Origin of the sequence: Curtobacterium sp. MCLR17_058, from assembly GCF_003234705.2 — a bacterium.
Lineage (GTDB): Bacteria > Actinomycetota > Actinomycetes > Actinomycetales > Microbacteriaceae > Curtobacterium > Curtobacterium flaccumfaciens.
In genome coordinates this window covers 882,981-908,567 of sequence record NZ_CP126262.1, presented here as the reverse complement: position 1 = coordinate 908,567, position 25,587 = coordinate 882,981, and the positions used below count along the sequence as shown (strand labels likewise).

The 25,587-nt window shown below is 70.4% G+C and carries 24 protein-coding genes and 2 riboswitches; of the genes, 12 read left to right on the top strand and 12 right to left on the bottom strand.

Annotated features, from left to right (window positions below):
- Positions 1-116 precede the first annotated feature (116 nt).
- Genes DEJ11_RS04400 through DEJ11_RS04390 form a run of 3 tightly spaced genes read left to right on the top strand, consistent with a single transcriptional unit; the run spans position 117 to position 4,176 of the window.
- Positions 117-1,097: an ABC transporter permease gene (locus tag DEJ11_RS04400; RefSeq protein WP_111103160.1), complete on the top strand. Its 981-nt coding sequence runs from the start codon at positions 117-119 to the stop codon at positions 1,095-1,097.
- A 3-nt stretch (positions 1,098-1,100) separates the two neighbouring features.
- A complete protein-coding gene (locus DEJ11_RS04395) occupies positions 1,101-2,039 on the top strand; it encodes an ABC transporter permease (RefSeq protein ID WP_071404170.1) in 939 nt (312 codons plus the stop codon).
- Positions 2,032-4,176, top strand: coding sequence for a dipeptide ABC transporter ATP-binding protein (locus DEJ11_RS04390; protein ID WP_111103162.1), 2,145 nt, complete (start codon positions 2,032-2,034; stop codon positions 4,174-4,176). Before DEJ11_RS04395 ends, DEJ11_RS04390 begins: the two co-directional genes overlap by 8 nt.
- A 105-nt stretch (positions 4,177-4,281) precedes the next feature.
- Here DEJ11_RS04390 and DEJ11_RS04385 read toward each other — a convergent pair whose 3' ends face one another.
- The 8 genes from DEJ11_RS04385 to gcvT form a co-directional block, all read right to left on the bottom strand.
- Positions 4,282-4,788 carry a PH domain-containing protein gene (locus tag DEJ11_RS04385; RefSeq protein WP_071404172.1) on the bottom strand — a complete coding sequence of 169 codons (507 nt, stop codon included), beginning with the start codon at positions 4,786-4,788 and terminating at the stop codon, positions 4,282-4,284.
- 62 nt (positions 4,789-4,850) lie between these two features.
- Positions 4,851-6,593: a dipeptide ABC transporter ATP-binding protein gene (locus tag DEJ11_RS04380; protein ID WP_071404173.1), complete on the bottom strand. Its 1,743-nt coding sequence runs from the start codon at positions 6,591-6,593 to the stop codon at positions 4,851-4,853.
- The gene (locus tag DEJ11_RS04375) at positions 6,590-7,540 is read right to left on the bottom strand and encodes an ABC transporter permease (RefSeq protein WP_111103164.1); all 951 of its coding nucleotides are present in this window, start codon (positions 7,538-7,540) and stop codon (positions 6,590-6,592) included. The genes DEJ11_RS04380 and DEJ11_RS04375 overlap by 4 nt, the downstream gene beginning before the upstream one ends.
- The gene (locus DEJ11_RS04370; RefSeq protein ID WP_111022607.1) at positions 7,530-8,459 is read right to left on the bottom strand and encodes an ABC transporter permease; all 930 of its coding nucleotides are present in this window, start codon (positions 8,457-8,459) and stop codon (positions 7,530-7,532) included. Before DEJ11_RS04370 ends, DEJ11_RS04375 begins: the two co-directional genes overlap by 11 nt.
- A 224-nt stretch (positions 8,460-8,683) precedes the next feature.
- The gene (locus DEJ11_RS04365) at positions 8,684-10,309 is read right to left on the bottom strand and encodes a peptide ABC transporter substrate-binding protein (protein WP_111022606.1); all 1,626 of its coding nucleotides are present in this window, start codon (positions 10,307-10,309) and stop codon (positions 8,684-8,686) included.
- Between the two features lie 508 nt (positions 10,310-10,817).
- Entirely contained in the window at positions 10,818-13,739 is a 2,922-nt protein-coding gene (gcvP, locus tag DEJ11_RS04360) for an aminomethyl-transferring glycine dehydrogenase (RefSeq protein ID WP_111103166.1), read from the bottom strand.
- Complete coding sequence (gene gcvH, locus DEJ11_RS04355; RefSeq protein WP_017887079.1) at positions 13,736-14,113, bottom strand: glycine cleavage system protein GcvH; 378 nt, start codon at positions 14,111-14,113, stop codon at positions 13,736-13,738. Before gcvH ends, gcvP begins: the two co-directional genes overlap by 4 nt.
- Before the next feature lie 4 nt (positions 14,114-14,117).
- Positions 14,118-15,263 (bottom strand): glycine cleavage system aminomethyltransferase GcvT, encoded by a 1,146-nt coding sequence (gene gcvT / locus DEJ11_RS04350; RefSeq protein WP_111054534.1) that lies wholly within the window; start codon positions 15,261-15,263, stop codon positions 14,118-14,120.
- Between the two features lie 49 nt (positions 15,264-15,312).
- Positions 15,313-15,414, bottom strand: a riboswitch (glycine riboswitch).
- Positions 15,415-15,552: riboswitch (glycine riboswitch) on the bottom strand.
- A 96-nt stretch (positions 15,553-15,648) separates the two neighbouring features.
- Here gcvT and DEJ11_RS04345 point away from each other — a divergent pair.
- The 4 genes from DEJ11_RS04345 to DEJ11_RS04330 are packed head-to-tail and all read left to right on the top strand — an operon-like array spanning position 15,649 to position 17,548.
- Positions 15,649-16,023 (top strand): BlaI/MecI/CopY family transcriptional regulator, encoded by a 375-nt coding sequence (locus tag DEJ11_RS04345; protein ID WP_110864431.1) that lies wholly within the window; start codon positions 15,649-15,651, stop codon positions 16,021-16,023.
- Between the two features lie 13 nt (positions 16,024-16,036).
- Positions 16,037-16,774: a M48 family metalloprotease gene (locus DEJ11_RS04340; protein WP_111088225.1), complete on the top strand. Its 738-nt coding sequence runs from the start codon at positions 16,037-16,039 to the stop codon at positions 16,772-16,774.
- A 40-nt stretch (positions 16,775-16,814) separates the two neighbouring features.
- Positions 16,815-17,297 (top strand): FBP domain-containing protein, encoded by a 483-nt coding sequence (locus DEJ11_RS04335; protein WP_027464546.1) that lies wholly within the window; start codon positions 16,815-16,817, stop codon positions 17,295-17,297.
- Positions 17,294-17,548, top strand: coding sequence for a hypothetical protein (locus DEJ11_RS04330; RefSeq protein ID WP_017887084.1), 255 nt, complete (start codon positions 17,294-17,296; stop codon positions 17,546-17,548). Before DEJ11_RS04335 ends, DEJ11_RS04330 begins: the two co-directional genes overlap by 4 nt.
- Positions 17,549-17,594: 46 nt before the next feature.
- Here DEJ11_RS04330 and DEJ11_RS04325 read toward each other — a convergent pair whose 3' ends face one another.
- Positions 17,595-18,479, bottom strand: a complete 885-nt coding sequence (locus DEJ11_RS04325) for a LysR substrate-binding domain-containing protein (protein WP_111103170.1) — start codon at positions 18,477-18,479, stop codon at positions 17,595-17,597.
- 68 nt (positions 18,480-18,547) lie between these two features.
- Here DEJ11_RS04325 and DEJ11_RS04320 point away from each other — a divergent pair, with 68 nt between their 5' ends.
- Both DEJ11_RS04320 and DEJ11_RS04315 read left to right on the top strand, forming a co-directional pair.
- Positions 18,548-19,036 (top strand): GNAT family N-acetyltransferase, encoded by a 489-nt coding sequence (locus DEJ11_RS04320; protein WP_111103171.1) that lies wholly within the window; start codon positions 18,548-18,550, stop codon positions 19,034-19,036.
- A gap of 63 nt (positions 19,037-19,099) precedes the next feature.
- Complete coding sequence (locus DEJ11_RS04315) at positions 19,100-19,285, top strand: hypothetical protein (RefSeq protein WP_017887087.1); 186 nt, start codon at positions 19,100-19,102, stop codon at positions 19,283-19,285.
- 105 nt (positions 19,286-19,390) lie between these two features.
- Here DEJ11_RS04315 and DEJ11_RS04310 read toward each other — a convergent pair whose 3' ends face one another.
- Positions 19,391-20,578 carry a MalY/PatB family protein gene (locus tag DEJ11_RS04310; RefSeq protein WP_245164561.1) on the bottom strand — a complete coding sequence of 396 codons (1,188 nt, stop codon included), beginning with the start codon at positions 20,576-20,578 and terminating at the stop codon, positions 19,391-19,393.
- A 112-nt stretch (positions 20,579-20,690) separates the two neighbouring features.
- Between DEJ11_RS04310 and DEJ11_RS04305 the strand changes: the two genes are divergently transcribed.
- Positions 20,691-21,467, top strand: a complete 777-nt coding sequence (locus tag DEJ11_RS04305; protein WP_111103172.1) for an isocitrate lyase/PEP mutase family protein — start codon at positions 20,691-20,693, stop codon at positions 21,465-21,467.
- Positions 21,468-21,549: 82 nt separating this feature from the next.
- On the opposite strand, the gene DEJ11_RS04300 is transcribed toward DEJ11_RS04305, so the two are convergent.
- Positions 21,550-23,445 carry an amidase family protein gene (locus DEJ11_RS04300; RefSeq protein ID WP_111103173.1) on the bottom strand — a complete coding sequence of 632 codons (1,896 nt, stop codon included), beginning with the start codon at positions 23,443-23,445 and terminating at the stop codon, positions 21,550-21,552.
- Positions 23,442-24,251 (bottom strand): hypothetical protein, encoded by an 810-nt coding sequence (locus DEJ11_RS04295; protein WP_111103174.1) that lies wholly within the window; start codon positions 24,249-24,251, stop codon positions 23,442-23,444. The genes DEJ11_RS04300 and DEJ11_RS04295 overlap by 4 nt, the downstream gene beginning before the upstream one ends.
- A 139-nt stretch (positions 24,252-24,390) precedes the next feature.
- Between DEJ11_RS04295 and DEJ11_RS04290 the strand changes: the two genes are divergently transcribed.
- Together DEJ11_RS04290 and DEJ11_RS04285 are read left to right on the top strand one after the other, a co-directional pair.
- A complete protein-coding gene (locus tag DEJ11_RS04290; protein ID WP_111103175.1) occupies positions 24,391-25,002 on the top strand; it encodes an HD domain-containing protein in 612 nt (203 codons plus the stop codon).
- 272 nt (positions 25,003-25,274) lie between these two features.
- Complete coding sequence (locus DEJ11_RS04285; protein ID WP_017887091.1) at positions 25,275-25,562, top strand: hypothetical protein; 288 nt, start codon at positions 25,275-25,277, stop codon at positions 25,560-25,562.
- The last annotated feature ends 25 nt before the right edge of the window (positions 25,563-25,587 follow it).

Here is a 25,587-nt window from a genome sequence, read left to right as displayed (position 1 = left end):
TAACGAATGTTGCATAGCGTCACTTCCGTTGTCCCACCCAGTCGCTCGAACGGCTAGCCTGTCGCCACCGACAACGCCGTCCGGTCGGACGGCCGCACCCAGAGGTCACGAACCACATGCTCGCCTTCATCGCAAAGCGGATCGTCAACTACATCGTCCTGACGATCGTGGCGACCACGCTCGGGTACATCCTCGCCAGCACGACGCTCAACCCGGCAGCCCGGTTCCTGGGGCGCAACCCGGCCGTGCCGCCGGGCACCATCCAGGCGTCGCTCCGCATGCTCGGCGCCGATCCGGACACCCCACTCCTCGTCCGCACCTGGGACTGGTGGGTCGGGCTGGTGACGCACGGCTCGCTCGGCATGAGCACCCGCGGCACCGAGGTGACGGCCGACATCATCGCCCGCTCCGGGACGAGCCTGCGGCTGCTCGTGATCGGCACACTGCTCGGCGCGATCCTCGGGGTGCTCCTCGGCGTCTGGAACGCGGTCCGGCAGTACCGCACCTCCGACCAGGTGTCGACGTACCTGTCGTTCGCGGTGCTCGCCACCCCGACCTTCGTCATCGCGGTCGTGCTGATGATCCTCGCGACCACGCTCAACCAGGGCGTGGGGACGCAGGTGATCCGGTTCACCGGCGAGTACACGCCGGGGGTGACCGGGTTCTTCCCGGTGCTCGGCGACCGGCTCGTGCACCTGTTGTTACCGACGATCTCGCTGACCATCGGCGCCGTCGCCACCTACTCGCGCTACCAGCGCTCGGCGATGCTCGACGTGCTGTCGAACGACTTCATCCGGACCGCACGGTCGAAGGGCCGCACCCGCGGCTCGGCGATCATGCGCCACGGTGTGCGGGTCGCCCTCATCCCAATGTCGACCTTCTTCGCGTACTCGTTCGGACTCATCCTGACCGGCGCGAGCATCACCGAGCTGGTCTTCAGCTGGCACGGCATGGGCGAGTACTTCGTCCAGAGCATCAGCAACAACGACATCAACGCGGCGTCGGGCACGATCCTCTTCACGGCGATCCTCGTGCTCATCGCAGGGACCCTCGCGGACCTGCTGTACGCCGCGCTCGACCCGCGAGTGAGGGTGTGACCCGTGTCTGTTCTCGACCCCACGACCACGACCACCGCCGGTGACCCCGGCGACGGCAACGCCGGGACGCCGGCGCACGTCATCGAGGTGAAGGGCGGCCGCACCCCGCTCTGGCGCAAGGTGTTCGGCACCTGGCGCGCACGCATCGGTGGCAGCGCCCTACTCCTCATCATCCTCTGGGCGTTCCTCGGCCCGTACCTGTACCACTGGAACGCCGTCGACTCAGACGGGCTGGCGTTCGGCATGCCGCCGAGCGCTGCGCACTGGTTCGGCACGAACGACATCGGCCAGGACATCTACGCGCAGACCCTGGTCGGCCTGCAGAAGTCGCTGCTCATCGGCCTGATCGCCGGACCGGCAGCGACCCTGATCGCCGGCATCGTCGGCGCGATCGCCGGGTACTTCGGCGGCCTCACCGACCGGCTGCTCGTGTGGGTCATCGACCTGCTGCTCGTGATCCCGTCGTTCTACGCGCTCGTGCTGCTCAGCCCGGTGTTCAAGAACCTGACGTGGGTTGCCCTCATCGTCGGCCTCGCGGTGTTCAGCTGGATGGTGATGGCCCGGGTGATCCGCGGTCAGACGATGTCGCTCCGCGAACGCGACTACGTCAAGGCCGCCCGGTTCATGGGCGTCCCGGCGTTCACGATCATCCGGCGGCACATCCTGCCGAACGTCGCGTCGCTGCTCATCATCGACGCCACGCTCGGCGTCGGAGCCGCGATCCTGGCGGAGAGCTCGCTGAGCTTCTTCGGCTTCGGCATCCAGATCCCCGACGTGTCGCTCGGCACCCTGCTCGCCGCCGGCAGCCAGTCCGCCGTCACCCGCCCGTGGCTGTTCGTCCTGCCCGCCGCGACGCTCGTCGCGACCGTGCTCTCGACCAGCCTGCTCGGCGACGCCCTGCGCGACGCCATCGACCCCACCTCCGGAGCCAACCGTGACTGAGCCGCTGCTCACCGTGTCCGACCTGTCGGTCACGTTCAACCCGAAGACCAAGCCCGTCTACGCGGTCCGGGGTGTCGACTACTCGGTGGCCCCCGGTGAGTTCCTCGGCATCGTGGGCGAGTCGGGTTCCGGCAAGTCGGTGTCCTCGATGGCCGTGATGGGCCTGCTGCCGTCGTCCGCCCAGGTGCAGGGCAGCATCCGGTTCGACGGGCAGGAGCTCGTCGGCAGGAACGATCGCGAGATGTCGGCGCTGCGCGGCCGGGACATCGCGATGGTGTTCCAGGACCCGCTGTCCGCCCTGACGCCGGTGTACACGATCGGCCAGCAGATCGTCGAGGGCCTGCGCCTGCACGACCGCTCCCTCACCCAGCACGCCGCACGCACCCGCGCCGAGGAACTCCTGCGCATCGTCGGCATCCCGAACCCGGCTCGACGACTCGACGCGTTCCCGCACGAGTTCTCCGGCGGCATGCGCCAGCGCGCGATGATCGCCATCGCCATCGCGAACGACCCGAAGCTGATCATCGCGGACGAGCCCACCACCGCGCTCGACGTGACGATCCAGGCGCAGATCCTCGACGTGCTGCAGACCGCGAAGGACATGACCGGTGCGGCCGTCGTGCTCATCACCCATGACCTCGGCGTCGTCGCCGGCAACGCCGACCGCGTCGCCGTGATGTACGCCGGCCGGATCGTCGAGACGGCACCGGTGCTCCCCCTGTTCCGCGAGCCGGTGATGCCGTACACGATCGGGCTGCTCCGCTCGATGCCGAACATGACGTCCGCCCGCACCGAGCGGCTCGTCCCGCTGGACGGCCGCCCGCCCCTGCTCACGCAGAAGCCGACCGGCTGCCCGTTCGCCGACCGCTGCCCCGCCGTCATCGACGCCTGCCGCGACGGCGAACCCGCCCTCGTCGCACCGTCGGTGCCGCAGAGCGCCGACAACCCGGTCCTGACCGGTGCCGTCCAGACGATCGGCAACGGCACTCTGCTCGACGACCACACCGCCGCGTGCATCCGTCGCGACGAGATCGCCGCGGGCACCCTCGAGCGCTCGGAGATCTTCCCCCGCCCCGAGGACGTCCCCGAGGCAGCGGTCGACCACGGCGACGAGGTCGTGCTCGAGCTGCAGGACGTCGTCAAGACGTTCCCGCTCACCAAGGGCGCGCTCTTCCGCCGGCAGATCGGCGAGGTGCACGCGGTGGACGGCATCTCCCTGACGCTCAAGCGCGGCCAGGTACTCGGTCTGGTCGGCGAGTCCGGCTGCGGCAAGACGACCACCATCATGGAGATCCTCGAGCTCGCCGGTGCCCAGCACGGCACCATCCGGGTGAACGGCGTCGACACCGCCTCGCTGTCCAAGAAGGACCGTCTGGCACTGCGCCGCGACATCCAGGTCGTGTTCCAGGACCCGATGGCGTCGATCGACCCGCGCCTCGACATCGGCTCGGTGATCGGTGAACCCCTCACCGTGCACGGCGTCGCGAAGGACGAGATCCGCCGGCGGGTGCGCGAGGTCCTCGAGCTGGTCGGGCTCGAGCCGAGCTACATCGACCGGTACCCGCACGAGTTCTCCGGCGGCCAGCGACAGCGCATCGGCATCGCCCGAGCGCTCATCGTCGAGCCGAAGATCCTGGTGCTCGACGAGCCGGTCTCCGCGCTCGACGTCTCCGTGCAGGCCGGTGTGATCAACCTGCTCGAGGACCTCAAGCACCGCCTCGGGCTGTCCTACCTGTTCGTGGCGCACGACCTGTCCGTCGTCCGGCACATCGCCGACGACGTCGCGGTCATGTACCTCGGCCGCATCGTCGAGTACGGCGACGGCGACTCGGTCTTCTCGGACCCGCAGCACCCGTACACCCGGGCCCTGCTGTCGGCCGTGCCCGTGCCGGACCCCATGGCCGAGGCCGCCCGCGGGCGCATCCTGCTCGACGGCGACCTGCCCTCCCCCACGGAGCGCATCGACGGGTGCCGGTTCCGCACGCGCTGCCCGCTCTACCAGCTCCTCGACGAGGGCCGGCAGGAGCAGTGCCGCACGATCGACCCGGGTCTCGAGCCCGTGCACGGCCGCGGTGTCGCCTGCATCCAGACCGACCAGGAGCACCTGCTCACCGAGCGGGTGGGCGCGGTCGTCTGACGACGCCGGTCACGCCGTGGACGTGACCAGCAGACGGACGGGAGGCCCGGCGCACGTCGTGCGCCGGGCCTCCCGTCCGTCGTGTGGTCGCGATCGCGAGCCGCGTCAGGCCCCCAGCCACAGGCTGAGCAGCGAGGCGGCGAGCAGCGCCAGCGCCGCTGCGCCGACCGCCAGGGCCGGCACGTCCCAGCCGCGCACGGCGTCGCCGGCGCCGGTGCCGTCGCGGTGCTCGGACCAGCGGTCGAGCAGCACCGTCATCTCGTCGGGCTGTCGCAGGACGGCCCGCTCACCGCGCCGGGCCGGTTTCGGCCGCGGCAGCGACGGCCCACCCCAGCACTGGACCTTCCGGCCGGCGACCGTCTCGATCACGATCTGCCAGCGGAGCCGGACGTCGGCGACGGCCTGCCACGGCACCACGGTGCGGCGGAGCGGGTTGACCACGGTGACCGCGCGCTCGTCGATGACGATGCACGGACGGTAGGTCAGGACCCAGAGCGCCCAGACGAGCACGGCGATCGGGCCGGCGGCACGGAGGACGACGTCCCAGCTCCCCCGGAACGCCGCATCGCCGAGGAGGAACAGGCCCAGGACGGCGACGAGGCCGGACGCCACCGCGCCACCGCGACCAGCGCGGAGGACGACGGGGCGTCCGGCCTCGTTCGTGTCCAGGTGGATCAGCGTCCGAACTCGAACCCGGCGCCGGGGATGGCGGCCAGGAGGTCCTTCGTGTACTGCTCCTTCGGGGCAGCGAAGACCTCGTCGGTCGTCGCCTTCTCGACGATCTGCCCACGGCGCATGACGCACACGTTGTCCGCGACGAGGCGGACGACCGCGAGGTCGTGCGTGATGAACAGGTACGTCAGGCCGAGCTCGGTCTGCAGCTCGGTGAGCAGGTCGAGGATCTGCCCCTGCACGAGCACGTCGAGCGCGGAGACGGCCTCGTCGAGGACGATGACCTCCGGCTTGAGCGCCAGCGCGCGAGCGACGGCGATGCGCTGTCGCTGGCCACCGGACAGCTCGTTCGGGTAGCGGTTCACCATCGACTTCGGCAGCGCGACCTGGTCGAGCAGCTCGAGCACCCGGGCGCGACGCGATGCCTTGTCGCCCACCTTGTGCGTGGCGAGCGGCTCGGCGATCGTGTTCCCGACGTTGTACATCGGGTCCAGGGAGCCGTACGGGTCCTGGAACACCGGCTGCACGCGACGGCGGAAGTCGAAGAGGTCCTTGCCTTTCAGCGCGCCGATGTCGATCCCGTCGAACTGCACTGTGCCGCTCGTGATGCTCTCGAGCTGCAGGACGAGCTTCGCGACGGTCGACTTGCCCGAACCGGACTCGCCGACGAGCGCCGTGGTGGTGCCCTTCTGGATCGAGAACGACACGTCGTCGACGGCCTTGAGCTCGCGGGTGGCGAGGCTCTTGCCGCGCAGCTTGTAGACCTTCTCGAGGTTCTTCACCACGATGAGGTCCTCGGCCGGACGGTGCTCGCGCTCCTGGGCCCGGGCGATCAGCTCGGCGTCGTCGTTGCCGGCGTCGGCGATGTCGACGCGCGCGTGCTGCACCTTCGACTGGATGCGACGGCTGGCCAGCGACGGGGCCGCCGCGACGAGCCGCTGCGTGTACGGGTGCTGCGGGTTGGCCAGGATCTCCTTCGAGGGACCGGCCTCGACGACCTGGCCCTTGTACATCACGACGAGCTTCTCGGCGCGCTCGGCGGCGAGGCCGAGGTCGTGCGTGATGAACAGCACCGAGGTGCCGAAGTCGCGGGTCAGGCTCTCGAGGTGGTCGAGGATGACGCGCTGGACGGTGACGTCGAGCGCACTCGTCGGCTCGTCGGCGATCAGCAGCTGCGGGCGGCTCGACAGACCGATGCCGATGAGCACGCGCTGGCGCATGCCGCCGGAGAACTCGTGCGGGTACTGCTTCAGGCGGGTCGAGGCGTCGCCGAGGCCGGCCTCCTGCAGGACCTCGACGGCACGGTCACGGACGGCCTTCTTGCCGGTCGCCATGCCGTTCGCACGGATCGCTTCTTCGACCTGGAAGCCGATCGACCACAGCGGGTTGAGGTTCGACATCGGGTCCTGGGGGACGTAGCCGATCTCCTTCCCGCGGATCTCCGACATCTCCTTGTCGCTCAGCCCGACGAGCTCGCGCCCGTTGAACTTGATCGAGCCGCCGGTGACCTCACCGGTGCCGGGGAGCAGCTTGATGATCGCCTGGGCGCTCGTCGACTTGCCCGAACCGGACTCGCCGACGATGGCCAGCCGCTCGCCCTGCTCGAGGGTGAGGTTGACGCCGCGGACGGCCTGCACGAGGCCGCTCTGGGTCTTGAAGCCGACCTGCAGGTCGGTGATCTCGAGCAGCGGGGCGCCGGAACCACCGGTGCGGCTGCTGTTCGTCTGGGTCAGTGTCTCGCTCATCGGCGGGCCCTCGCCTTCGGGTCGAGCGCGTCGCGCACCACGTCACCGAGGAGCAGGAACGCGAGCACGGTGATGGACAGGGCTGCCGACGGCCAGAAGATCGTCGACGGTGCCGTTCGGATCGAGACCTGTGCGGTTCCGATGTCGAGGCCCCAGCTGAGCGCTGAGTCCGGGAGCCCGATGCCGAGGAACGACAGGGTCGCCTCAGCCACGATGAACGTGCCGAGCGACACCGTCGACACGACGATGACCGGGGCCACGGAGTTCGGGATCACGTGACGGACCAGCGTCTTGAAGCGGCTCACGCCGAGCGCGGCCGAGGCCATCACATAGTCGGACTGCTTCGCGCTGAGCACGGCACCACGCATGATGCGAGCGATCTGCGGCCAGGCGAACGCGGCGAGGACCAACGCCACTGTGATCGCGTTCCGCGCCGGGATGACCGACATGATCACGATTGCGCCGAGCACGGTGGGGATGGAGAAGAAGATGTCCGCGATGCGGGACACGATCGTGTCGAGCCATCCGCCGTAGAAGCCGGCGAGAGCGCCGATGATGACACCGACGAACGTGACCAGCACCGTGGCGACGATGCCGACGATCAGCGAGTTCCGTGCACCCCAGATGACACGTGAGTACACGTCGTAGCCCTGGCGGTTGTACCCGAAGATGTGGCCTGCTTCCGAGCCTTCGTTGCTCTTGGCGAGGATCGCCTTCCTCGGGTCGATGTGCGTGAAGAGGCCAGGGAACAACGCCACGACGATGATGAGCAGGATGAGCACGGCGGACACCCAGAACATCGGGCGGACACGCATGGAGTCCCAGGCATCGGTCCAGGTGGACCGGGTCTTCTCGTTCTCGTCGACCTGGTCGACCGCTTGGAGCGGGGTCTCCTCGATCGGAGCGACGTAGTGCGTCGCCGAGCGGGATGCGGCGTTACTTGGCATAGCGGATCCTCGGGTCCAGGACGGCGTAGAGCAGGTCGACCAGGAGGTTGGCGAGCATGAAGATGATGACCATCACGGCGACGAACGACACGACGGTCGGTCCTTCGCCGAGCTTGACGGCCTGGAACACCGTGCCACCCACACCGTGGATGTTGAAGATGCCCTCGGTCACCACGGCGCCGACCATCAGGTTGCCGATGTCGACACCCAGGTACGTCACCACGGGGATGAGTGAGTTGCGGAAGATGTGCACGCCGACGACACGACGACGGGGCAGGCCCTTGGCCGTCGCGGTGCGGACGAAGTCAGCACTCATGTTCTCGGCGACGCTCGCGCGCGTCAGACGCACGATGTACGCAAACGACACCGAGGCGAGCACGATCGCGGGCAACACGAGTTCGTCCCACGGCGCTTCGCCGGACACCGTCACCCGGAACAGTCCGAGGTTGATGCCGAAGACGTACTGCAGCAGGAACCCGACGACGAAGGTCGGGACCGAGATGAGCAGCAGCGACACGACGAGTGCGGTGGCGTCGAACAGCTTGCCCTTGCGCAGACCAGCGATGACACCGACGACGATGCCGGCGACCGATTCGAACAGCAGCGCCAGGATCGCCAGACGGGCGGTGATCGGGAACGCCGAGGCGAGCTGCGAGCTGACCGGCAGACCCGAGTACGTCACGCCGAGGTCGCCGCGGAACACGCCGCCGATCCAGAGCAGGTACTGCACGATGAACGGCTTGTCGAGGTTGTACTGCTGTCGCAGCTGCTCGATCACCTGCGGTGTCGGCTGGCGGTCGCCGAACAGCGCGGCGATCGGGTCGCCGGGCAGCGAGAAGACCATGAAGTAGATGAGGAACGTGGCCCCGAAGAACACGGGGATGAGTTGCAGGAGGCGCTTGCCGAGGTACCAGAGCATCAGATCACTGCCCGGTCCGGAGCGATGTCGATCAGGTTCATTGTGGTGAGGGGTGGACGGTCCGAGGGTCGGCACGGAAGTCCGGTGCGGGAGGGCGCCCGCGGTGTGGGGGAAGGTCTTACCGCCGCGGTACGGGGGTTCGGGGGCCATGTGGCCCCCGAACCCCCGTCCGGTGGTCGCGAGGCAGGATACCTGCTCGCGTGGTGGTCTCTACGAGACCAGGGTCAGTTCTTGACCTCGACGTCGTAGTACAGCGGCACCGAGTTCCAGCCGAACTTGACGTTCGACACCTTGTCCGCGTTCCAGACACCGGTCACGTTGGAGTACCAGAGCGGGATCTCGGGCAGGTCCTCGAACAGGAGTTCCTGAGCCTGGTCGAAGATCTTGTTGCCCTCTTCGACAGTGGCTGCCGAACGGCCCTTCGCGAGCAGCTCGTTGTACTCGGCCGAGTCGTAGCGCGCGTAGTTGCTCGACGAGCCCTTGCCCATGGTCGGGCCGAGGAAGTTGTACAGCGAGGGGTAGTCGGCCTGCCAACCGGTGCGGCTGCCGCCCGTGAGCTTGTCGTTCGTCTGGAGGTCGAGGGCCTCCTGGAACGTCGGGATCGCGTTGCCCTCGGCCTTGATGCCGAGCGTGCTCGAGATCGAGTTCGTGACCGCGGTCACCCATGCCTGGTGGCCACCATCGGCGTTGTACGTGATGGTGAGGGTGTCGTCGTACTTCGAGATCTTGTCGGCCTCGGCCCAGAGCTTCTTGGCCTCGGACTTGTCGTACTCCAGGACGTCAGAGCCCTCGAGGTCGTCGTTCCAACCGGCGATCACCGGCGAGGTGAAGTCCTTGGCCGGGGTGCGGGTGCCGTCGAAGATCTTGTCGGTGATCTCCTTGCGGTTGATCGCCATCGAGACGGCCTCGCGACGGAGCTTGCCCTCTTCACCCTTCCAGTGGTCCAGGTAGTAGGGCAGGTAGATGCCCTGGAAGATCGCGGCGGGCTGGTTGACGTTCGAGTCCGGGAAGTCGGACTTGTACGTCTGGAAGTTGGCGTCCGGCACGGCGTCGAGGACATCGAGGTTGCCGCCCTGAGCATCCGCGTAGGCGGTGTCCTGCGAGGTGTAGAACGTGATCGTCAGACCACCGTTCTTCGGCTTGCGCTTGCCCTCGTAGTCCTTGTTGGCGACGAGCTTGATGGACTGGTTGTGGGTCCAGGCCTTCTTGCCGTCGAGCTTGTACGGACCGTTGCCGATCGGGTTCTCACCGAACGCCTTGGTGTCGTCGTAGAACGCCGACGGCAGCGGCACGAAGGCCGAGTAGCCGAGCGAGAGCGGGAAGTCGGACTGTGCCGACTTCAGCTTCACGGTGAACTCGTCGTCGTTCACGACCTTGAGGCCGGTGAGCTCGGAGTCCTTCTCGGCGTTGTACCCCTCGATGTTCTCGAAGAAGTACGAGGCGCTCTGCTTGTTCGAGAACTGGGCCGCCCAGTTCCACGCCTTCGTGAAGGACTCGGCGGTGACCTTCTCGCCGTTCGTGAAGGTGTAACCCGTGTTCAGTTTGATGTCGAAGGTCTTCGAGTCATCGGTGTCGATGCTCTTCGCGACCTCGTTGACGGGCTTGCCGTCGGCGTCGTACGAGACGAGGCCCTCGAACAGCGAGTCGATGACCTTGCCGCCACCGGTCTCGGTGGTGTTCGACGGGATGAGGGGCTTCTGCGGCTCACTCCCGTTCGTGGTGACGATCCCGGACGCGTTCGCCGAGCCCGAGCCACCCCCGTCGGAGCTGTTGCTGGAGCAGGCGGTCAGGGCGAGTGCTGTGGCCCCGAGCACGGCGAGGGCGGAAAGCCCGGCGCGCTTCTTGATCAAGGTTCCTCCTGGTGCATGGGACGCGCAGGGCACAGCGGTGTCGCCCGGGCGCGTTTGACCTTTGCAGCGTAGGCAAGGTGAACAGCGGCGTCCAAACCCAGGGGCGAACGGTTACACGCCGGTAACCAACTTGCACGATCCTTGCGACAAGATGCAACATTCGCGCGCGTGCCGGTGAAGGGTGCGTTTTTGTTGCATCCGCATGAAATCCATTGCACTCCGTCACACTTCTGTGCAAGTCGGGGGACGGCCGAGCATCGCTCAGGGGTACGGCTCGGGGGCTGCGTCGAGCGGTCAGGACTTGCCGTGGGTGGCACGCCGAGTGGTCACGAACTGTCGGTGGGAGCGGGTCCGGACGACGGTTCGTGACCGCTCGGGGAACTGAGCGGGGTGTCGTGACCAGCCGGGACGGGACCGTGCCGCCGGCCGGACACGACCGTGCCCCGCCCGGAGGACCGGACGGGGCACGGAGCGCACGGCGACGACGGAGTGTCGGCGCCGGTCGGGATCAGGCGAACGCCTCGATCGGCGGGCAGGCACACACCAGGTTGCGGTCCCCGTACGCCTGGTCGATGCGGCGCACCGGCGGCCAGTACTTCCGGGCGCTGATGCCCGGCAACGGGTAGACGGCCTGCTCGCGGGTGTAGGCGTGTGCCCACTCCCCCGAGATCACCGACGAGGCGGTGTGCGGCGCGTGCACGAGCGGGTTGTCGTCCGCCGGCCACTCCCCGCGCTCCACCGCCGCTGCCTCGGCCCGGATCGCGAGCATGGCGTCGACGAAGCGGTCGAGCTCGGCGAGGTCCTCGCTCTCGGTCGGCTCGACCATGAGCGTGCCCGCCACCGGGAACGACATCGTCGGGGCATGGAACCCGTAGTCGACCAGGCGCTTCGCGACGTCGTCGACCGTGATGCCGGTGGTGTCACGCAGCGGGCGGAGGTCGAGGATGCACTCGTGCGCGACCAGTCCGTCGTCGCCCGTGTACAGCACGGGGAACGCGTCGCGTAGACGGGCCGCGATGTAGTTCGCCCCGAGGACCGCGGCCTCGGTCGCACGGGTGAGGCCCTCGAGCCCCATCATCCGCACGTACGTCCACGTGATCGGCAGGATGCTCGGGCTGCCGTACGGCGCGGCACTGACCGGGCCGCCGGCGTGGGCCAGACGGTCGTCCGCCTCGGCAGCGGTCGCACCGGAGCGCCGGTCGGCCTGCTGCGCGAACGGGTGACCGGGCAGGAACGGTGCCAGGTGCGCCTTCGCGGCGACGGGTCCCACGCCGGGGCCGCCACCGCCGTGCGGGATGCAGAAGGTCTTGTGCAGGTTGAGGTGCGACACGTCGCCGCCGAAGTCACCGAAGCGGGCGTGGCCGAGCAGCGCGTTGAGGTTCGCGCCGTCGACGTAGACCTGGCCGCCTGCGTCGTGCACGGCGTCGCAGATCTCACGGATGTCGTGCTCGTAGACACCGTGGGTGGACGGGTACGTGATCATCAGCGCCGCGAGGGTGTCGGCGTGGGCGGCGACACGGGCCCGGAGGTCCTCGAGGTCGACGTTGCCGTTCTCGTCGCAGGCCACCACGACGACCTTCATGCCGGCGAGCACGGCGGACGCGGCGTTCGTGCCGTGCGCGCTCGACGGGATGAGGCAGACCGTCCGGTCCTCGTCGCCACGAGCCTGGTGGTACCCACGGATGGCCAGCAGCCCGGCGAGCTCGCCCTGGCTGCCGGCGTTCGGCTGCAGGGACACGGTGTCGTAGCCGGTGACCTCGGCGAGCCACGACTCGAGGTCGCCGATCATGTCGAGGTACCCCTCGACGTCCTCGCGCGGTGCGAACGGGTGGATGTTCGCGAACTCCGGCCAGGTCACGGCAGCCATCTCGGTCGCCGCGTTGAGCTTCATCGTGCAGCTGCCGAGCGGGATCATGCCGCGGTCGAGCGCGTAGTCCTTGTCGGACAGGTGCTTGAGGTACCGCATCATGCGGGTCTCGCTGCGGTGTGCGCTGAACACGGGGTGCGTCAGGTAGTCGCTCTCGCGCTGCAGGGCGGCCGGGAGGCCCGTGGCCGCGTCGCGCACGGCGGTCTCGGTCGCGGGGACGGTCACGTCCACCGCCCCGAGCACGTTCGCCAGCGCCACGACGTCGTCGGGCGTGGTCGTCTCGTCGACGGACAGCTGGAACGTGTCGGCGTCCACGACGTGCAGCAGGTAGCCGGCGTCCTGCGCTGCCGCGACGATCGCCTCGGCGCGACCGACGGCCCGCAGGGTGAGCGTGTCGAAGAAGGCGTCGTGCACGACCTCGACCCCGGCGTCACGCGCCACGGCGGCGAGTGCACCGGTGGCCCGCGCGACCCGACCGGCGATGAACCGCAGGCCCTCGGGCCCGTGGTAGACCGCGTACATCGAGGCCATCACGGCGAGCAGGACCTGCGCGGTGCAGATGTTGCTCGTCGCCTTCTCGCGGCGGATGTGCTGCTCGCGGGTCTGCAGGCTGAGGCGGTAGGCCATCTGACCGTCGGCGTCGAAGGACACCCCGACCAGGCGACCGGGGAGCTGGCGCTCGAGGCCGGCGCGTACCGCGAGGTAACCGGCGTGCGGGCCACCGAAGCCGAGCGGGACGCCGAAGCGCTGGCTCGTCCCGACCGCCACGTCGGCACCCAGGTCGCCGGGGCTGGCGAGCAGGGTCATCGCGAGCAGGTCGGCCGCGACGACGGCGATGCCGCCACCGGCGTGGACCCGCTCGATGACGGACGACGGGTCGACGATGCGGCCCGAGGCGCCCGGGTACTGCAGGATGACGCCGAACGCGCCGTCGAGCTGGTCGTCGCTCGGGCCGTCGGCAGCGTCGAACGCGCGCAGCGTGATGCCCACGGCGTCGGCACGGTGGTCGAGCAGTGCACGGGTCTGCGGCAGCAGGTCGGCGTCGACGAGGAACGCGTCGCCCTTGACCTTGGACGCGCGGCGGGCGAGGAGCATGCCCTCGACCACGGCGGTGCCCTCGTCGAGCATCGAGGCGCCGGCAGTGGCCATGCCGGTCAGGTCGGACACCATCGTCTGGAAGTTGATGAGCGCTTCGAGGCGGCCCTGCGAGATCTCCGGCTGGTAGGGCGTGTACGCCGTGTACCAGCTCGGGTTCTCGAGCACGTTCCGCTGGATCACCGCGGGCGTGTGGGTGCCGTGGTAGCCGAGGCCGATCATGGCGCGGCGGACGGTGTTGCGGCCGGCCTTCGCGCGGAGTTCGGCGAGCGCCTCGGTCTCGCCGACGGCAGCCGGGATCACCGAGTCGGCGACGGGGCCGACGTGGATGGACTCCGGGATCGCCGCACGGACCAGGGCGTCGAGCGACGGCTGCCCGACGACGTCGAGCATGGCCTGCTGGTCAGCCGGGGTGGTGCCGATGTGGCGGTCGGCGAAGGACGTCTGGAGGTTCTCGAACGCGGTCATGCGATGGAGGCCCGGTACGCGTCGTGGTCCATCAGGTCCTCGGGGAACGAGGTGCCGTCGACCTTGATCTTCACGAGCCAGCCGGCACCGAACGGGTCCTGGTTGACGGTGTCGGGGGTGTCGACGACGGCGTCGTTGACCTCGACGACCTCGCCCTCGATCGGGGCGAAGAGCTCGCCGACGCTCTTGGTCGACTCGATCTCGCCGATCTGGTCGCCAGCGGTGGTGGCGGTGCCGACGGCGGGGAGCTCGACGTAGACGACGTCACCCAGCTGCTCGGCGGCGTGGTCGGTGATGCCGACGGTGACGGTGTCGCCCTCGACGAGCAGCCACTCGTGGTCGGCCGTGTACTGGAGTGCGGTCTGGTCGGTCATGGGGTCAGCCTTTCGAGGCGCGGCGGTAGAAGGGGAACGCGGAGACCGTGCTGGGGACGGCAGTCCCGCGGACGTCGATGTGGAGGACCTGTGCCCCGTCCGACACGGCGGCGAGCGCGGCCGGGTCGACGAAGGCCATCGCGACGGGGTGTCCGAGCGTCGGCGAGAGCGCGCCCGAGGTCACGGTGCCGACGACCGTGCCGTCGAGCACGACGTCGTAGCCGGCTCGGGGAGCACGGCGGCCCTCGGTCACCAGACCGACGAGCACGCGGGCGTCCGCCGACGGGGTGACGCCGGCCGCGCCGACGAAGTCGCCGTCCTTGGCGACGACGCGGCCGAGGCCGGCCTGGGCCGGACGGACGTCGGTGCCGAGCTCGTGCCCGTAGAGGGGCATGCCGGCCTCGAGTCGCAGGGTGTCGCGCGCGGCGAGCCCGGCGGGGACGACGCCGCGGTCGGCACCGGCCTCGAGCAGGGCGTCCCAGAGCACCGGGGCGGTGTCCGGGTCGGTGTAGACCTCGAAGCCGTCCTCGCCGGTGTACCCGGTCCGCGCGACGAGCACGTCGGCACCGTCGAACAGCGCGTGCAGCACGCGGTAGTAGCCGAGTTCGTCGAGCGGGGTCTCGGGCTGCAGGCGGTCGGCGACGACGAGCGCGTCGAGCGTGCCGGCAGCCGCGGGGCCCTGGATCGCGACGAGGGCCGTCGTGTCGGAGTCGTCGGAGACCTCGACGTCGAAGCCGTCGGCCCGGGCGGTGAGCGCGGTGACGGCAACGTCGCGGTTGGACGCGTTCGCGACGACGAGGAAGACGTCGTCGTCGGTCCGGTACACGACGAGGTCGTCGAGGATCCCGCCGTCCTCGGCGAGCAGCAGCGAGTACTTGGCGCGGCCGATGGGCATCGTGCCGAAGGAGCCGGCGAGCGCGTGGTCGAGGAAGGCGACGGCATCGCTGCCGGTCACCCCGATCTCGGCCATGTGCGACAGGTCGAAGACCCCGGCGGCCTGGCGCACGGCGTGGTGCTCGGCGAGGTCCGACGAGTAGCGCACGGGCATGCGGTACCCGGCGAAGTCGGTGAAGGTCGCACCGGCGGCCTCGTGCACGGCTTCGAGCGGCGACGAACGCTGACCCGGCGTGGGCAGTGGGGACGGACTCATGGCGGAGTTCTCCTGGCATCGGCAGGGCCCGGCGACGATCGCCGGGTGGAACTCCCCCTCTGTCATGGGCCTGAGAGTTTCACCGCGGCCCGTGAGGTCCGGCGGCTTTCACCGTGGGCGAGACGACCGAGCGTCTGCTTTTCAGAGTGGCCTGTCCGCTGCGGTGTGGGACCTGAGAGATTGACGGGGGGATTGCTCCTTCGGTGCCGTGCGTGCGCCCGAGGGCACGATGTACCCAGAGGCACGACGTACCCGGAGGTACGTGCACGGCGTCTCCCGCGACGGATGAGCGGCCGGTGTGTTCAGTTGTCCGCGACGAGCATACCGAGGCCGCGTTTCGAGCGTGTGTCGCGAGCGAGCCTTCGACATCTCGTAGAATGCGGGGATGGCCGGACAACGATCGCGCCCCCGCGGGCAGCTGGAGCAGGCGGTGCTCGACGCACTCCGCTCCGCCGACTCCGGGCGCACCGCACGCCAGGTGCTCGACGCGTTCCCGGAGCCTCGCCCCGCGCTGACGACCGTCCTCACCGTGCTCGACCGACTCGGCCGCAAGGGCCAGGTGGAACGGGAGCAGCACGACGACGCTCCCCTGACGTTCCGCGCCGTGCACAGTCGTGACGAGCAGACCGCGTCGCTGATGTCGAGCGCGCTGGCCGCGTCGTCCGACCGTGAGGCCGCACTGCTGCAGTTCACCGGCTCGCTCGCCTCGGACGACCTCGAGGCCCTGCGCCGCGCCCTCGACGCCCGCGCCCGCTCCTGACCGGCTGCGCACCGTGGTCGTCGCCGGCATCGCGCTCATCGTCCTCGCACTCGCGGTGGTGGTGTTCGCGCCCCGGGTCCTGACCCGCTCCGCCTGGACGATCGACCTGCCCCGCACCGCGCTGGTCTGCTGGTCGGTCGCGGTCCTGCTCGGCGTCGTCGGCTTCGTGGCCGGCATCACCCTCGTGGTGCTCGCCGACCGTCCGGTCACCGAACTGTTCGGCGGGGACGGCTCCCCCACGCACGGCTTCAACGTCGGCGTCGCGCTCCTCGCGGTCGTCGCGTTCGTCGTCGCGGTCCGGGTGCGCCCCGGCCCGGAACACGAGGCCGTCCGGCGGGCGATGCGTTCCGGCGTCGCCCCGCACCGCGAGATCGACGGCACCCCCGTCGCCGTCGTCGAGGCCGACCACGCACTGGCGTGCGCCGTGCCGGGTCGGAGCGGTGGCGTCCTCGTCAGCACCGGCTTGGCAGACCGGTTGCGCACCGACGAACTGGAGGCCGTGGTCGCCCACGAACGCGCCCACCTGACCCAGCACCACGCGGCTGCGGTCGCGGTCGCGGAATCGATCGAACGTGCGGTCCCGTGGGTGCCCGGTGCGCGCGCCATGGCGCGGTCGACGCGTGTGCTCGTGGAGTTCGCCGCGGACGACGCGGCGGCCCGTCGCGTCGGACGCGACGCCCTGCGCCGGGCGGTGCTGGTGGCGGACGGGAGCAGCGCGCTCGGCGCCATCCGAGCCTCCAGGCTGTCGTGACGCACCATGTGTCGGGGGCGAGGCATATGGTGATCGGACCGTGAAGCCACTGACCGAAGCCGACATCCGATCGTCGTTCGTGAACGCCACCCCCGACGAGCTCGCACAGCTGCCCATCCCGGGCCTGCACGAGACACTCTGGGACGAGCGCGAGTTCCTGGGCTGGCGCGACCCGCAGGCCGCCCGCCGCGGGTACATCGTGTCCTGGATCGACGAGCGCCCCGTGGGCATCGTCGTCCGGTCCGCCGGTGGCTCGCTGCGCCCCGGCATCGCCGCGATGTGCTCGTTCTGTCACTCGCCGCAGCCCGCGACCCAGGTCCGGCTGTTCTCCGCCGCGCGTGCCGGTGAGTCCGGGCGCAACGGCAACACGATCGGCACGTACATCTGCGAAGACCTCGGGTGCCCGATGCTGATCCGCACCGCGCCCCCGCACCTGAACCCACCGGCGACCATCGCGATGCGTGGTGCCTCCCTGCTGCAGCGCGTGCAGAACTTCACCGCGGACATCACCAAGACGGCGTGAGCCGGTTCGGCACCGCCCGCTGGGCTGTGGTCGAGGAACTCGGCGACGGCCGGTGGCGGCTGACGCTGCGGGACGAGGCCGATGACGAACTCGGCGCGTTCGGTCTGGGCGTCGAGGGGCCGTGGGACCCCGACGTCGAGCCGCACGTCGGGTTCGTGCTCGTCCAGCTCGGCTTGACGCTGCGCGGGGCTCGGCCGTGGCGCATCGACGAACTCGGTGACCACCGGGCGCCCGTCCTGTCGCTCGGCTGAGCGAGGACGCCCGAACGGCGTCCGCTCGCGCAGCCGGTCCGCTCGGTCAGTCCGCGGCGACGAAGTTGCGCAGGATCTCGCGGTCGTCGTCGGCGCGCATCGCCCAGGCGAGCTCGCTGCGGTGGTCGCTGCCCTCGAGCGGCAGGAGCGCCACCGTGTCGGGTGCGGCGAGCGCAGCACTCTCCGGCACCACCGTGACACCGAGGCCCACCCCGACCAGGTGCAGCACGGTCGCCCAGGTCGTGGCCTCCTGCACGATGACGGGACGGCGGCCACCGGCGGTGACCGGAGCGAGGTTGCGCTCGGTCGCCAGAGCCCCCGCGACCGCCGGGAAGAACACGAACGGCTCGTCGACCAGTTCGGTGCCGCGGATGCGTTCGCGGTCCGCCAGGCGGTGCCCGCGCGGCACGGCGGCGACGAACGCCTCGGACCGGAACTGCAGCAGCCGCACGGTGGGGTCCGGGTCGGCATCGCGGACGACGGCGAGGTCGAGCTCACCGCGGACGATCCGGGCGAGCAGGGTCGACGAGTACCCCTCGGTCAGTTCCACCCGGACCAGCGGGTAGCGCTCCCGGAACGCCTGCACGCGTTCGATCGGACCGAGGGGCAGCGCGGAGACGACGAACCCGACGTCGAGCCGACCGACCTCGCCGCGCCCGACCCGCACCGTCTCGTCGAGGTCCCGTCGCACCTGCCCGAGCAACGACCGCGCCCGGCCCTGCAGCACCCGGCCGGCGGCGGTCAGGGCGACGCTGCGGCTGGTCCGGACGAACAGGTCGACCCCGAGCGCGCGTTCGGTGCGCCGGATCTGCTGGGACAGCGCGGGCTGGGCGATCCGCAGCTGCTCGGCCGCTCGGCCGAAGTGCAGCTCGTCGGCGACGGCCAGGAACGCCCGCAGCTGCCGGAGGTCGACGTCCGGTTCTCGATCCATGCACACAGGCTATCGATCAGCGCGAACGAGTATTGGACGTGACTGCATCGTCGATCGAGGATGGATGCATGCCCGAAGCGACCTCCACCATCACCATCGCCGACCTCGCCACCCCCGCGGACGCCGAGGCGTTCCGCACGCTCAACGAGGCGTGGATCACCCGGTACTTCACCCTCGAGGACGAGGACCGCGTGTTCCTCTCCGATCCCGTCGGCCGGGTCGTGGAGCGGGGCGGCGCCGTCCTGGTCGCCCGGCTCGACGACCAGGTCATCGGGTGCATCGGGGTGGTGCCCACCACCTCCGGCGTGTTCGAGCTCGTGAAGATGGCGGTCTCCCCCGATCACCAGGGGCACGGGACCGGGCGGAAGCTCATCACCGCGGCGCTCGACCGGGCACGCGAGCTCGGTGCACACCGCATCGACCTGGAGAGCAACGCGCAGCTCGCCAGCGCCGTGCACCTGTACGAGGCGTTCGGGTTCCGGCACCTGCGCGCGGACGAGATCGCCCCGAGCCCGTACGTCCGGGCCGACGTGCACATGACCCTCGACCTGCACTGACGTTCGACCTGCACCGCCGTTCGACCTGCACTGACGGCGCCCCGGTCCCGGTACGCTCGCGGCATGGCGACGTACGAGGTGCAGGCGGTCCGCGAGGCCGGCGCGTGGCAGGTCTTCATCGACGGCTTCATGGTGACCGAGGTGTCCCGGTGGCCGTCCGTCGGGTTCGTGGCCCGCGAGCTCCTCGCGATGGACCGTGACGACGACCTGCGCATCCGCGTCGTCGGCCGCAACCAGTACGTGGCCTGACCGCAGCGGGCTCGAGTGTGCAGAAGACATCGAGTGCGTGCAGCCGACCCGACGTCTTGTGCTCACTCGGTGCTGCGTAGCCGGCAAACGACGCCGTTCCACAGGTCAGGCGACGTGCCAGACCAGCCCCTCCTGCGCGCTCGACGGGTACGCCGAAGCGATCCGGAACACGGCCTCGCGCAGGGTCTCCGGTGAGCACGCCAGGTTGAGCCGGACGAACCCGCGCCCCTCGGACCCGAACCCCAGCCCGGAGTTCAGCGCGACGTACGCGTTCTCGCGCAGCGGCACCGCGGGGTCGTCACCGAGGCCGATGCCGCGGAAGTCGAGCCACGCCAGGTACCCGGCGCGCGGCCGCGTGTAGACGACCCCGGGCAGGTGCTCGGCGAGGAGTTTGGCGAGCAGCCGGTCGTTCGCCACGATGCGCGCCACGACGTCGTCGAGCCAGTCCGTCGCCAGGGTGAACGCCGCCAGGTTCGCGTGCAGCCCGAGGATGCTCGTGCGGCAGGCGACCTCCTCCCACAGGGTGTCGAGGAGCGCGGCGGTCCGGGGATCCCCGGCGACGATGACCGAGCACTTCACCCCGGCGAGGTTCCACCCCTTGCTCGCCGAGGTCACGCACACGCTGCGGGCACCGAGCGGCTCGGCGACGGCGGCGAACGGGGTGAACTGCACGCCGGGGTGGGTCAGGGGCGCGTGGATCTCGTCGCTGATGACGAGGACGTCGTACTTCGCAGCGAGTTCGGCGATCGCGACGAGGTCGGCCCGGTCGTGCACGAGCCCGACCGGGTTGTGCGGGTTGCAGAGCAGGAAGACGCCGACTCCGCCGGCGAATGCCCGCTCGAGGCCCTCGAGGTCGAGCCGGTACTGCCCCCACTGCTCGAGCAGCGGGACCTCCTCGACCTGACATCGGGCCTCTTCGACGAGCTCGAAGAACGGCGGGTACACCGGCGGCGTGATCGCGACTCGGCCGCCGTCAGGCAGCGCGAGCCGGAGCGACTCGACGATCCCGACGCTGACGTCGGTGGCCAGGTGGATGCGCGACGGATCGATCTCCCAGCCCCAGCGGTCCAGCGCGAACTGCGCGAACGCGGGAGCGAGCGGACCGGGGCCGTCGAGGTACCCGAGGTCGGACTGCGAGACCCGTTCGATCAGGGCCTGCCGGATCGCCGGGGCGACGTCGTGGTCCATCTCGGCGACGAACAGGGGCAGCACGTCGGGCGCGTACCGCGTCCACTTGATGCTCGTCCGGACCCCGCGGAGCGTGCCGACCGGGTCCTGCTCGTCGCTCGCCATGCGTCCCAGCATGCCCCTGCCGGGAGGCCCGGCGCGACTCCCGACGTCATCCCACGTCGTCTTCGGCTGGGCTCGCGGCCGGGGGCCGCCCCGTCGGCCTACTGTCGGCAGCATGAGCACGAGCACCGCCGACAAGGCCGTCACCCTCAAGCAGCTGCACGAAGCCCCCGAGATCCTGCGCGTCGTGAACGTGTGGGACGCGATCACCGCCAAGGTCGTCAGCGACCTGCCCGGCACGAAGGCGATCGCCACCGCCGGGCACTCGATCGCCGCGTCGTACGGGTACGAGGACGGCGGGATGTCCCTCGACCTCGCCCTGTCCGGGGCGGCGATCGTCGCCGCAGCCACGGACCTGCCGGTCACCGCCGACCTGGACGACGGCTACGAGGACCCCGCCGAGACGATCCGCCGCGCCATCGGCTCCGGCATCGTGGGTGCCAACGTCGAGGACCGGCTGCGTCCCTTCGACGAAGCGGTCGCCCGCGTCGCCGCGATCACCGCAGCGGCACAGGCCGAGGGCGTCGACTTCCAGCTGAACGCCCGCACCGACGCGATCGTGCGCGGCGGCGAGCGCCCGGTCGACGAGAGCATCGAGGACGCGATCGCCCGCGGCAAGGCGTTCCTGGACAACGGCGCCGCCCTGGTCTTCGTGCCCGGCGCGATCGAGCGTTCGGTGGTCGAGCGGCTCGTCGCCGGTCTGGGCCGCGGCAAGCTCTCGGTCATCGGCCTGCCCGGCGCCCTGCCCGCCGCCGAGTACGAGGCGCTCGGCGTCGCCCGCATCTCCTACGGTCCGCTCACGCAGCGGGTCGCGCTGCGCGCGCTCCGCGACCTGGCGACCGACCTGTACGCCGACGGCGTCGTGCCGGAGGACACCCCGACCCTGAACTGAGCCCAGTGCAGACGGGAGGCCCGGTGCCAGCTGGCACCGGGCCTCCCGTCCATCACATGGTCGCGATCGCGACCCGCTCAGCTCAGCCGAGCGCCGGGTACAGCGCGGGCGTGGTGCGCGCGTGCGTCTCCTGCTCGAAGGCGTAGCCGAGGCCGATGACCGTGCTCTCGTCGAACGAACGGCCGAGGAACTCCAGGTTCACGCCGGCACCGGTGATGGTGTCGTCGGCAGCGGTCGCCTGGCCCATCGGGACGGTGATCGCCGGCATGCCGGTGTTCGGGCTGAGGCGCATGTTCGTCGACTGCGTGCCGTACGGCGTGCCCGACGGGTAGACGAGCGCGTCGAGGTCCTGGTCGTCGAGCATCTGCGTCACGAGCTGCTTGCCGGTGGCGAGCTGCGTCGTGTGCGACCCCGTCGGTCCGGCCCACGCCTGGTACTGCGTGTCGGTGATCAGGTCGCGCGACTGGTAGGTGCTCTTGCGGCTCGGCACGTACTCACCCGAGGCCAGGATGCTCTGCAGGGAACGCGCGGTGACGTCGGGGTCGAGGTGCTTCGCGACATACTCGTCCAGGTCGTGCTTGAACTCGTTCGTGCTGCCGCTGCCCTCGGACAGGACCCGGTTGAAGGCCGTCGTCGCGGTGATCGGGACGACGGTGGCACCGGCGGCCTCGAGCTTCGCGACGGAGGCGTCGAACAGGCGCTTCGTCGTGGCGTTCGTGCCGACCATGCTCGTCACGTAGCCGATGCGGGCTCCCTGCAGGGAGTCGGCGTCGAGCGACGACGTGTACGACGTGTACGACGTCGGCACCTTGCCGGCCTGCGCAGCCGTCGCCGGGTCCGCCGCGTCCACGCCGGTGACGGCGTCGAGCGCGACCGCCGCGTCGGTGACCGAGCGGGTGATCGGGCCGCCGGTGTCCTGCGACAGGGCGAGTGGAATGATCCCGTCACGGCTGGTCAGGCCGACCGTGGGCCGGATGCCGACGAGCTGGTTGTACGTCGACGGCACGCGGATCGACCCGCCTGTGTCGGTGCCGAAGCCGATCCCGGCGAGGTTCGCGGAGATCGCCGCACCGGTGCCGCCGCTCGAGCCACCGGCCGTCTGCGCCGTGTTGTACGGGCTGGCGACCAGGAGCGACGAGCCGGCGGGCTGGTTCGACGAGAACTCGGAGACGAAGCCGAAGGCGAACTCGTCGAGGCTGGCCTTCGCCAGGATCACGGCGCCGGCGTCGCGGAGGCCGGTGACCATGGCGGCGTCGGTGTCGGTCTGGTTGTCGTCCCAGCAGCCGCAGCCACCGGTGGTCGGCATGTCCTTCGTGTCGTAGTTGTCCTTCACAGCGATCGGCACGCCGAGCAGCATGCTCGTCATCCCGTGCTCGGCGCGCTCGGCGTCCGCGGTCTTCGCGGCGGCCAGGGCGTCGGCGTTGGTGGTGACGATCGAGTTGAGCGCGCGCCCGGTCGACGCGGTGTCGACCTTGGTGCGGTCGTACGCGGCGATGCGGTCGAGGTAGTCCTGCGTGATCGCGACCGACGTGGTGACCCCGGCGTTCATCGCGGCCTGCATGTCGATCGTCGACGCCTCGACGAGCTGGAACGGGCCGTCGTCGTAGATCATCCGCTGGGACAACCCGGCCAGGTCCGCGACGGTGATGGTGCCGTCGGCGTCGGTGTCCGCGGCGCTGACCGTCGCCCAGTCGGTGCTCGCGGTCGTCGCGCCGAGGTGGTCGGTGAGCACGGAGAGGTCGGCCCTCGTCACCTGGTCGTCGCCGGTCAGGTCGAGGTCCGTGTAGTACGGCGCGAGCATGGCGGCGGGGCTGGCGTCGACGGCTGCGGGTGCTGCGGCGGCCGTGATCGCGGGGGTCGCGGCGAGGACGGTGCCGACGAGGGCGATCAGCGATGCGCCGGCGACGGTGGTGCGCTGCTTGCTGGAGGCCCGCTTCGTGGCGGCCTGCTTCGAGGCGGCCTGCTTCGTGGCGGTCATGCGGAGGCTCCGGTGCGGTCGCGGCGGGCACGACGGGCCCGCAGGGTGATCAGGGTGCCGCCGGCTGCGAGCAGGGCGATGGACGCGGCGATCCACGGCGCGACGTCGGCGCCGGTCCAGGCGAGGTCGCCTCCGGTCGGACGGTCGTCCCCGCCGGCTGCCGCCACGGCGGTGGCGCCGCTGGTCGGGTCGGTGCCCGGGGCGGTCGGGTCGCCGGGGACGCTGGGGCCAGCCGTGCCGCCACCGGCGCCGGGCTGCGTGGTCGCTCCCGGGGTCGGCGTGGCCGTCGGGGCGGTGGTCGCGGCCGCGGCGACCACGACGGTGGTGCTCGCCGGGTCGTCGAGGGTCGTCGACGTGCCGTCGGAGCCGACGAGGGTGATGCTCGTGACGTCGAGGGCGACGCTGCCGACCGTGGTCGGGGTCAGCGAGATCGAGGTGGCCAGGTCGCCGTCGAGTGCCGGCGAGGTGCCGAGGCGGGTGTGCACGATCGTCAGGGCGTCGCCGTCCTGCTCGACAGTGTCGAAGCCGCCGTCCGGGCCGGTGACGCTGTCGTCCCGGTACTCCACCGAGTCGGCCTCGAGCGTGATCTCGTAGGCGTAGACGTCGGCGGTGTCCGGGATCGTCAGGTCGACGTCGAACGCCGTGCCGACGGTCACGGTGGCCGGGGCGTCGATGGTGGCGGTGGTCGCGGTGGGCGCTGCCTGGGCCGGAGCGGCCGTCAGGACGGCGAGGCCGAACGCCCCGGCGGCGACGAGCGTCGAGGAGACGATCGTCGCGCGTGGGCGCAGCCGTGGTCGGTGCTGCATGGGCGCAGTTCCTTCGGGTGGGGTGGAGGGGCGCTGAGCGGGTACTCAGTGAACCGAAAGCTAACGGGGCGCTGTTTCCGGTTCTGGCCCGGCACGTTTCCGCTCCGTTACGGCTCGTCCCTGCCGCTACTGTCGTGCCATGTCGCTCGACGTCGAAGCCCTGCTCACCCCGCCCTCCCCCGTCGCGGCACGCGCGCTGGAGGTTGTCCGGGCGTGGTCGGAACCCGCCCTCGTCAACCACTGCCTGCGCTCGTGGGCATGGGCCGTCCTGCTCGCCCCGACGGTCGACCTCGAACCGGACCCCGAGCTGCTCTTCGTCGCGACGATGCTCCACGACCTCGGCGTGACCCCGTCGTTCGACGCCCACCGGGTGCCCTTCGAGGACGCCGGCGGCGCGGTCGGCTCGGTCTTCGCGCTCGGTGCCGGGTGGGACGCCGTGCGAGCCCGTCGGGTCGGCGAGATCATCGAGCGGCACATGTGGCGGTCCGTCGACCCGGAGCTCGACGCTGAGGGGCACCTGCTCGAGGTGGCGACCTCGCTCGACGTCTCCGGCGTGGGCTTCGACAGGTGGTCGCCGGACGCCTTGCGGGACGTCACGGCCGCGCTGCCCCGCCTGGACTTCTCGGCGTCGTTCGACGGGCTGATCCGCGAGCAGGCCTCGCGCAAGCCGTCGTCCGCGGCCGCTCGCCTCGACGGCTCGGGCAACGTGGTCGCAGGCGGGGAACGCTGGGCAGCCTTCCTGGCGTCCTGACGCTCGGTCCGGTCGCTCGCTGGACTTCTCGGCGGGGTGGGCGTATAGTCTCTGGTTGGTGCACTGCAGCGAACCCATCTGACTCGCGCACACCAACCTCTCGTCACCGACTCACCCGAGTCGCATTCCACTCGAGACACCGCTCGATCCGAACGGACGAGCTGCACGTTGAAACTCGACGTGCGCGCCCCGCACTCGATGCGTCGCGCTGGACTGAGACGTCCGCCGACACCGAGTCGCCCTGGCGCCGAATGACCAGGAAGTACAGCACCATGACCAGCAACGAACGAATCACCGTGTTCGGGACCGCACTCGCGGCCCCGACGATCACCCCCGACCGCATCGCCGAGTTCCCGGTGCGCGACGACCGCTCGCAGCGCGAGTACCTCGTCCGCATCGCAGCCGACGACCTGGGGACCTTCGTCACCCGGGGCACCCGGCTCGACGCCGTCGGCGAGGCCGGCTGGACCGTCCCGGGCCGCTCCTGGGCGGGCGAGGCCAGCCGCACCCTGCTGCAGGCACAGTCCGTGCAGGCGGGCGAGATGGCCCTCGCGGCCTAGGTCCGACCAGCACCACCACGAAGCG

What these genes read in the sequence shown, in the direction of transcription:
- DEJ11_RS04400 (WP_111103160.1), top strand. Translation starts at nt 117, where the DNA reads ATGCTCGCCTTCATCGCAAAGCGGATCGTCAACTACATCGTCCTGACG.
- DEJ11_RS04380 (WP_071404173.1), bottom strand. Translation starts at nt 6,593, where the DNA reads ATGAGCGAGACACTGACCCAGACGAACAGCAGCCGCACCGGTGGTTCC.
- DEJ11_RS04375 (WP_111103164.1), bottom strand. Translation starts at nt 7,540, where the DNA reads ATGCCAAGTAACGCCGCATCCCGCTCGGCGACGCACTACGTCGCTCCG.
- DEJ11_RS04370 (WP_111022607.1), bottom strand. Translation starts at nt 8,459, where the DNA reads ATGCTCTGGTACCTCGGCAAGCGCCTCCTGCAACTCATCCCCGTGTTC.
- gcvP (WP_111103166.1), bottom strand. Translation starts at nt 13,739, where the DNA reads ATGACCGCGTTCGAGAACCTCCAGACGTCCTTCGCCGACCGCCACATC.
- gcvH (WP_017887079.1), bottom strand. Translation starts at nt 14,113, where the DNA reads ATGACCGACCAGACCGCACTCCAGTACACGGCCGACCACGAGTGGCTG.
- gcvT (WP_111054534.1), bottom strand. Translation starts at nt 15,263, where the DNA reads ATGAGTCCGTCCCCACTGCCCACGCCGGGTCAGCGTTCGTCGCCGCTC.
- DEJ11_RS04345 (WP_110864431.1), top strand. Translation starts at nt 15,649, where the DNA reads ATGGCCGGACAACGATCGCGCCCCCGCGGGCAGCTGGAGCAGGCGGTG.
- DEJ11_RS04325 (WP_111103170.1), bottom strand. Translation starts at nt 18,479, where the DNA reads ATGGATCGAGAACCGGACGTCGACCTCCGGCAGCTGCGGGCGTTCCTG.
- DEJ11_RS04320 (WP_111103171.1), top strand. Translation starts at nt 18,548, where the DNA reads ATGCCCGAAGCGACCTCCACCATCACCATCGCCGACCTCGCCACCCCC.
- DEJ11_RS04315 (WP_017887087.1), top strand. Translation starts at nt 19,100, where the DNA reads ATGGCGACGTACGAGGTGCAGGCGGTCCGCGAGGCCGGCGCGTGGCAG.
- DEJ11_RS04310 (WP_245164561.1), bottom strand. Translation starts at nt 20,578, where the DNA reads ATGGCGAGCGACGAGCAGGACCCGGTCGGCACGCTCCGCGGGGTCCGG.
- DEJ11_RS04305 (WP_111103172.1), top strand. Translation starts at nt 20,691, where the DNA reads ATGAGCACGAGCACCGCCGACAAGGCCGTCACCCTCAAGCAGCTGCAC.
- DEJ11_RS04300 (WP_111103173.1), bottom strand. Translation starts at nt 23,445, where the DNA reads ATGACCGCCACGAAGCAGGCCGCCTCGAAGCAGGCCGCCACGAAGCGG.
- DEJ11_RS04295 (WP_111103174.1), bottom strand. Translation starts at nt 24,251, where the DNA reads ATGCAGCACCGACCACGGCTGCGCCCACGCGCGACGATCGTCTCCTCG.
- DEJ11_RS04290 (WP_111103175.1), top strand. Translation starts at nt 24,391, where the DNA reads ATGTCGCTCGACGTCGAAGCCCTGCTCACCCCGCCCTCCCCCGTCGCG.
- DEJ11_RS04285 (WP_017887091.1), top strand. Translation starts at nt 25,275, where the DNA reads ATGACCAGCAACGAACGAATCACCGTGTTCGGGACCGCACTCGCGGCC.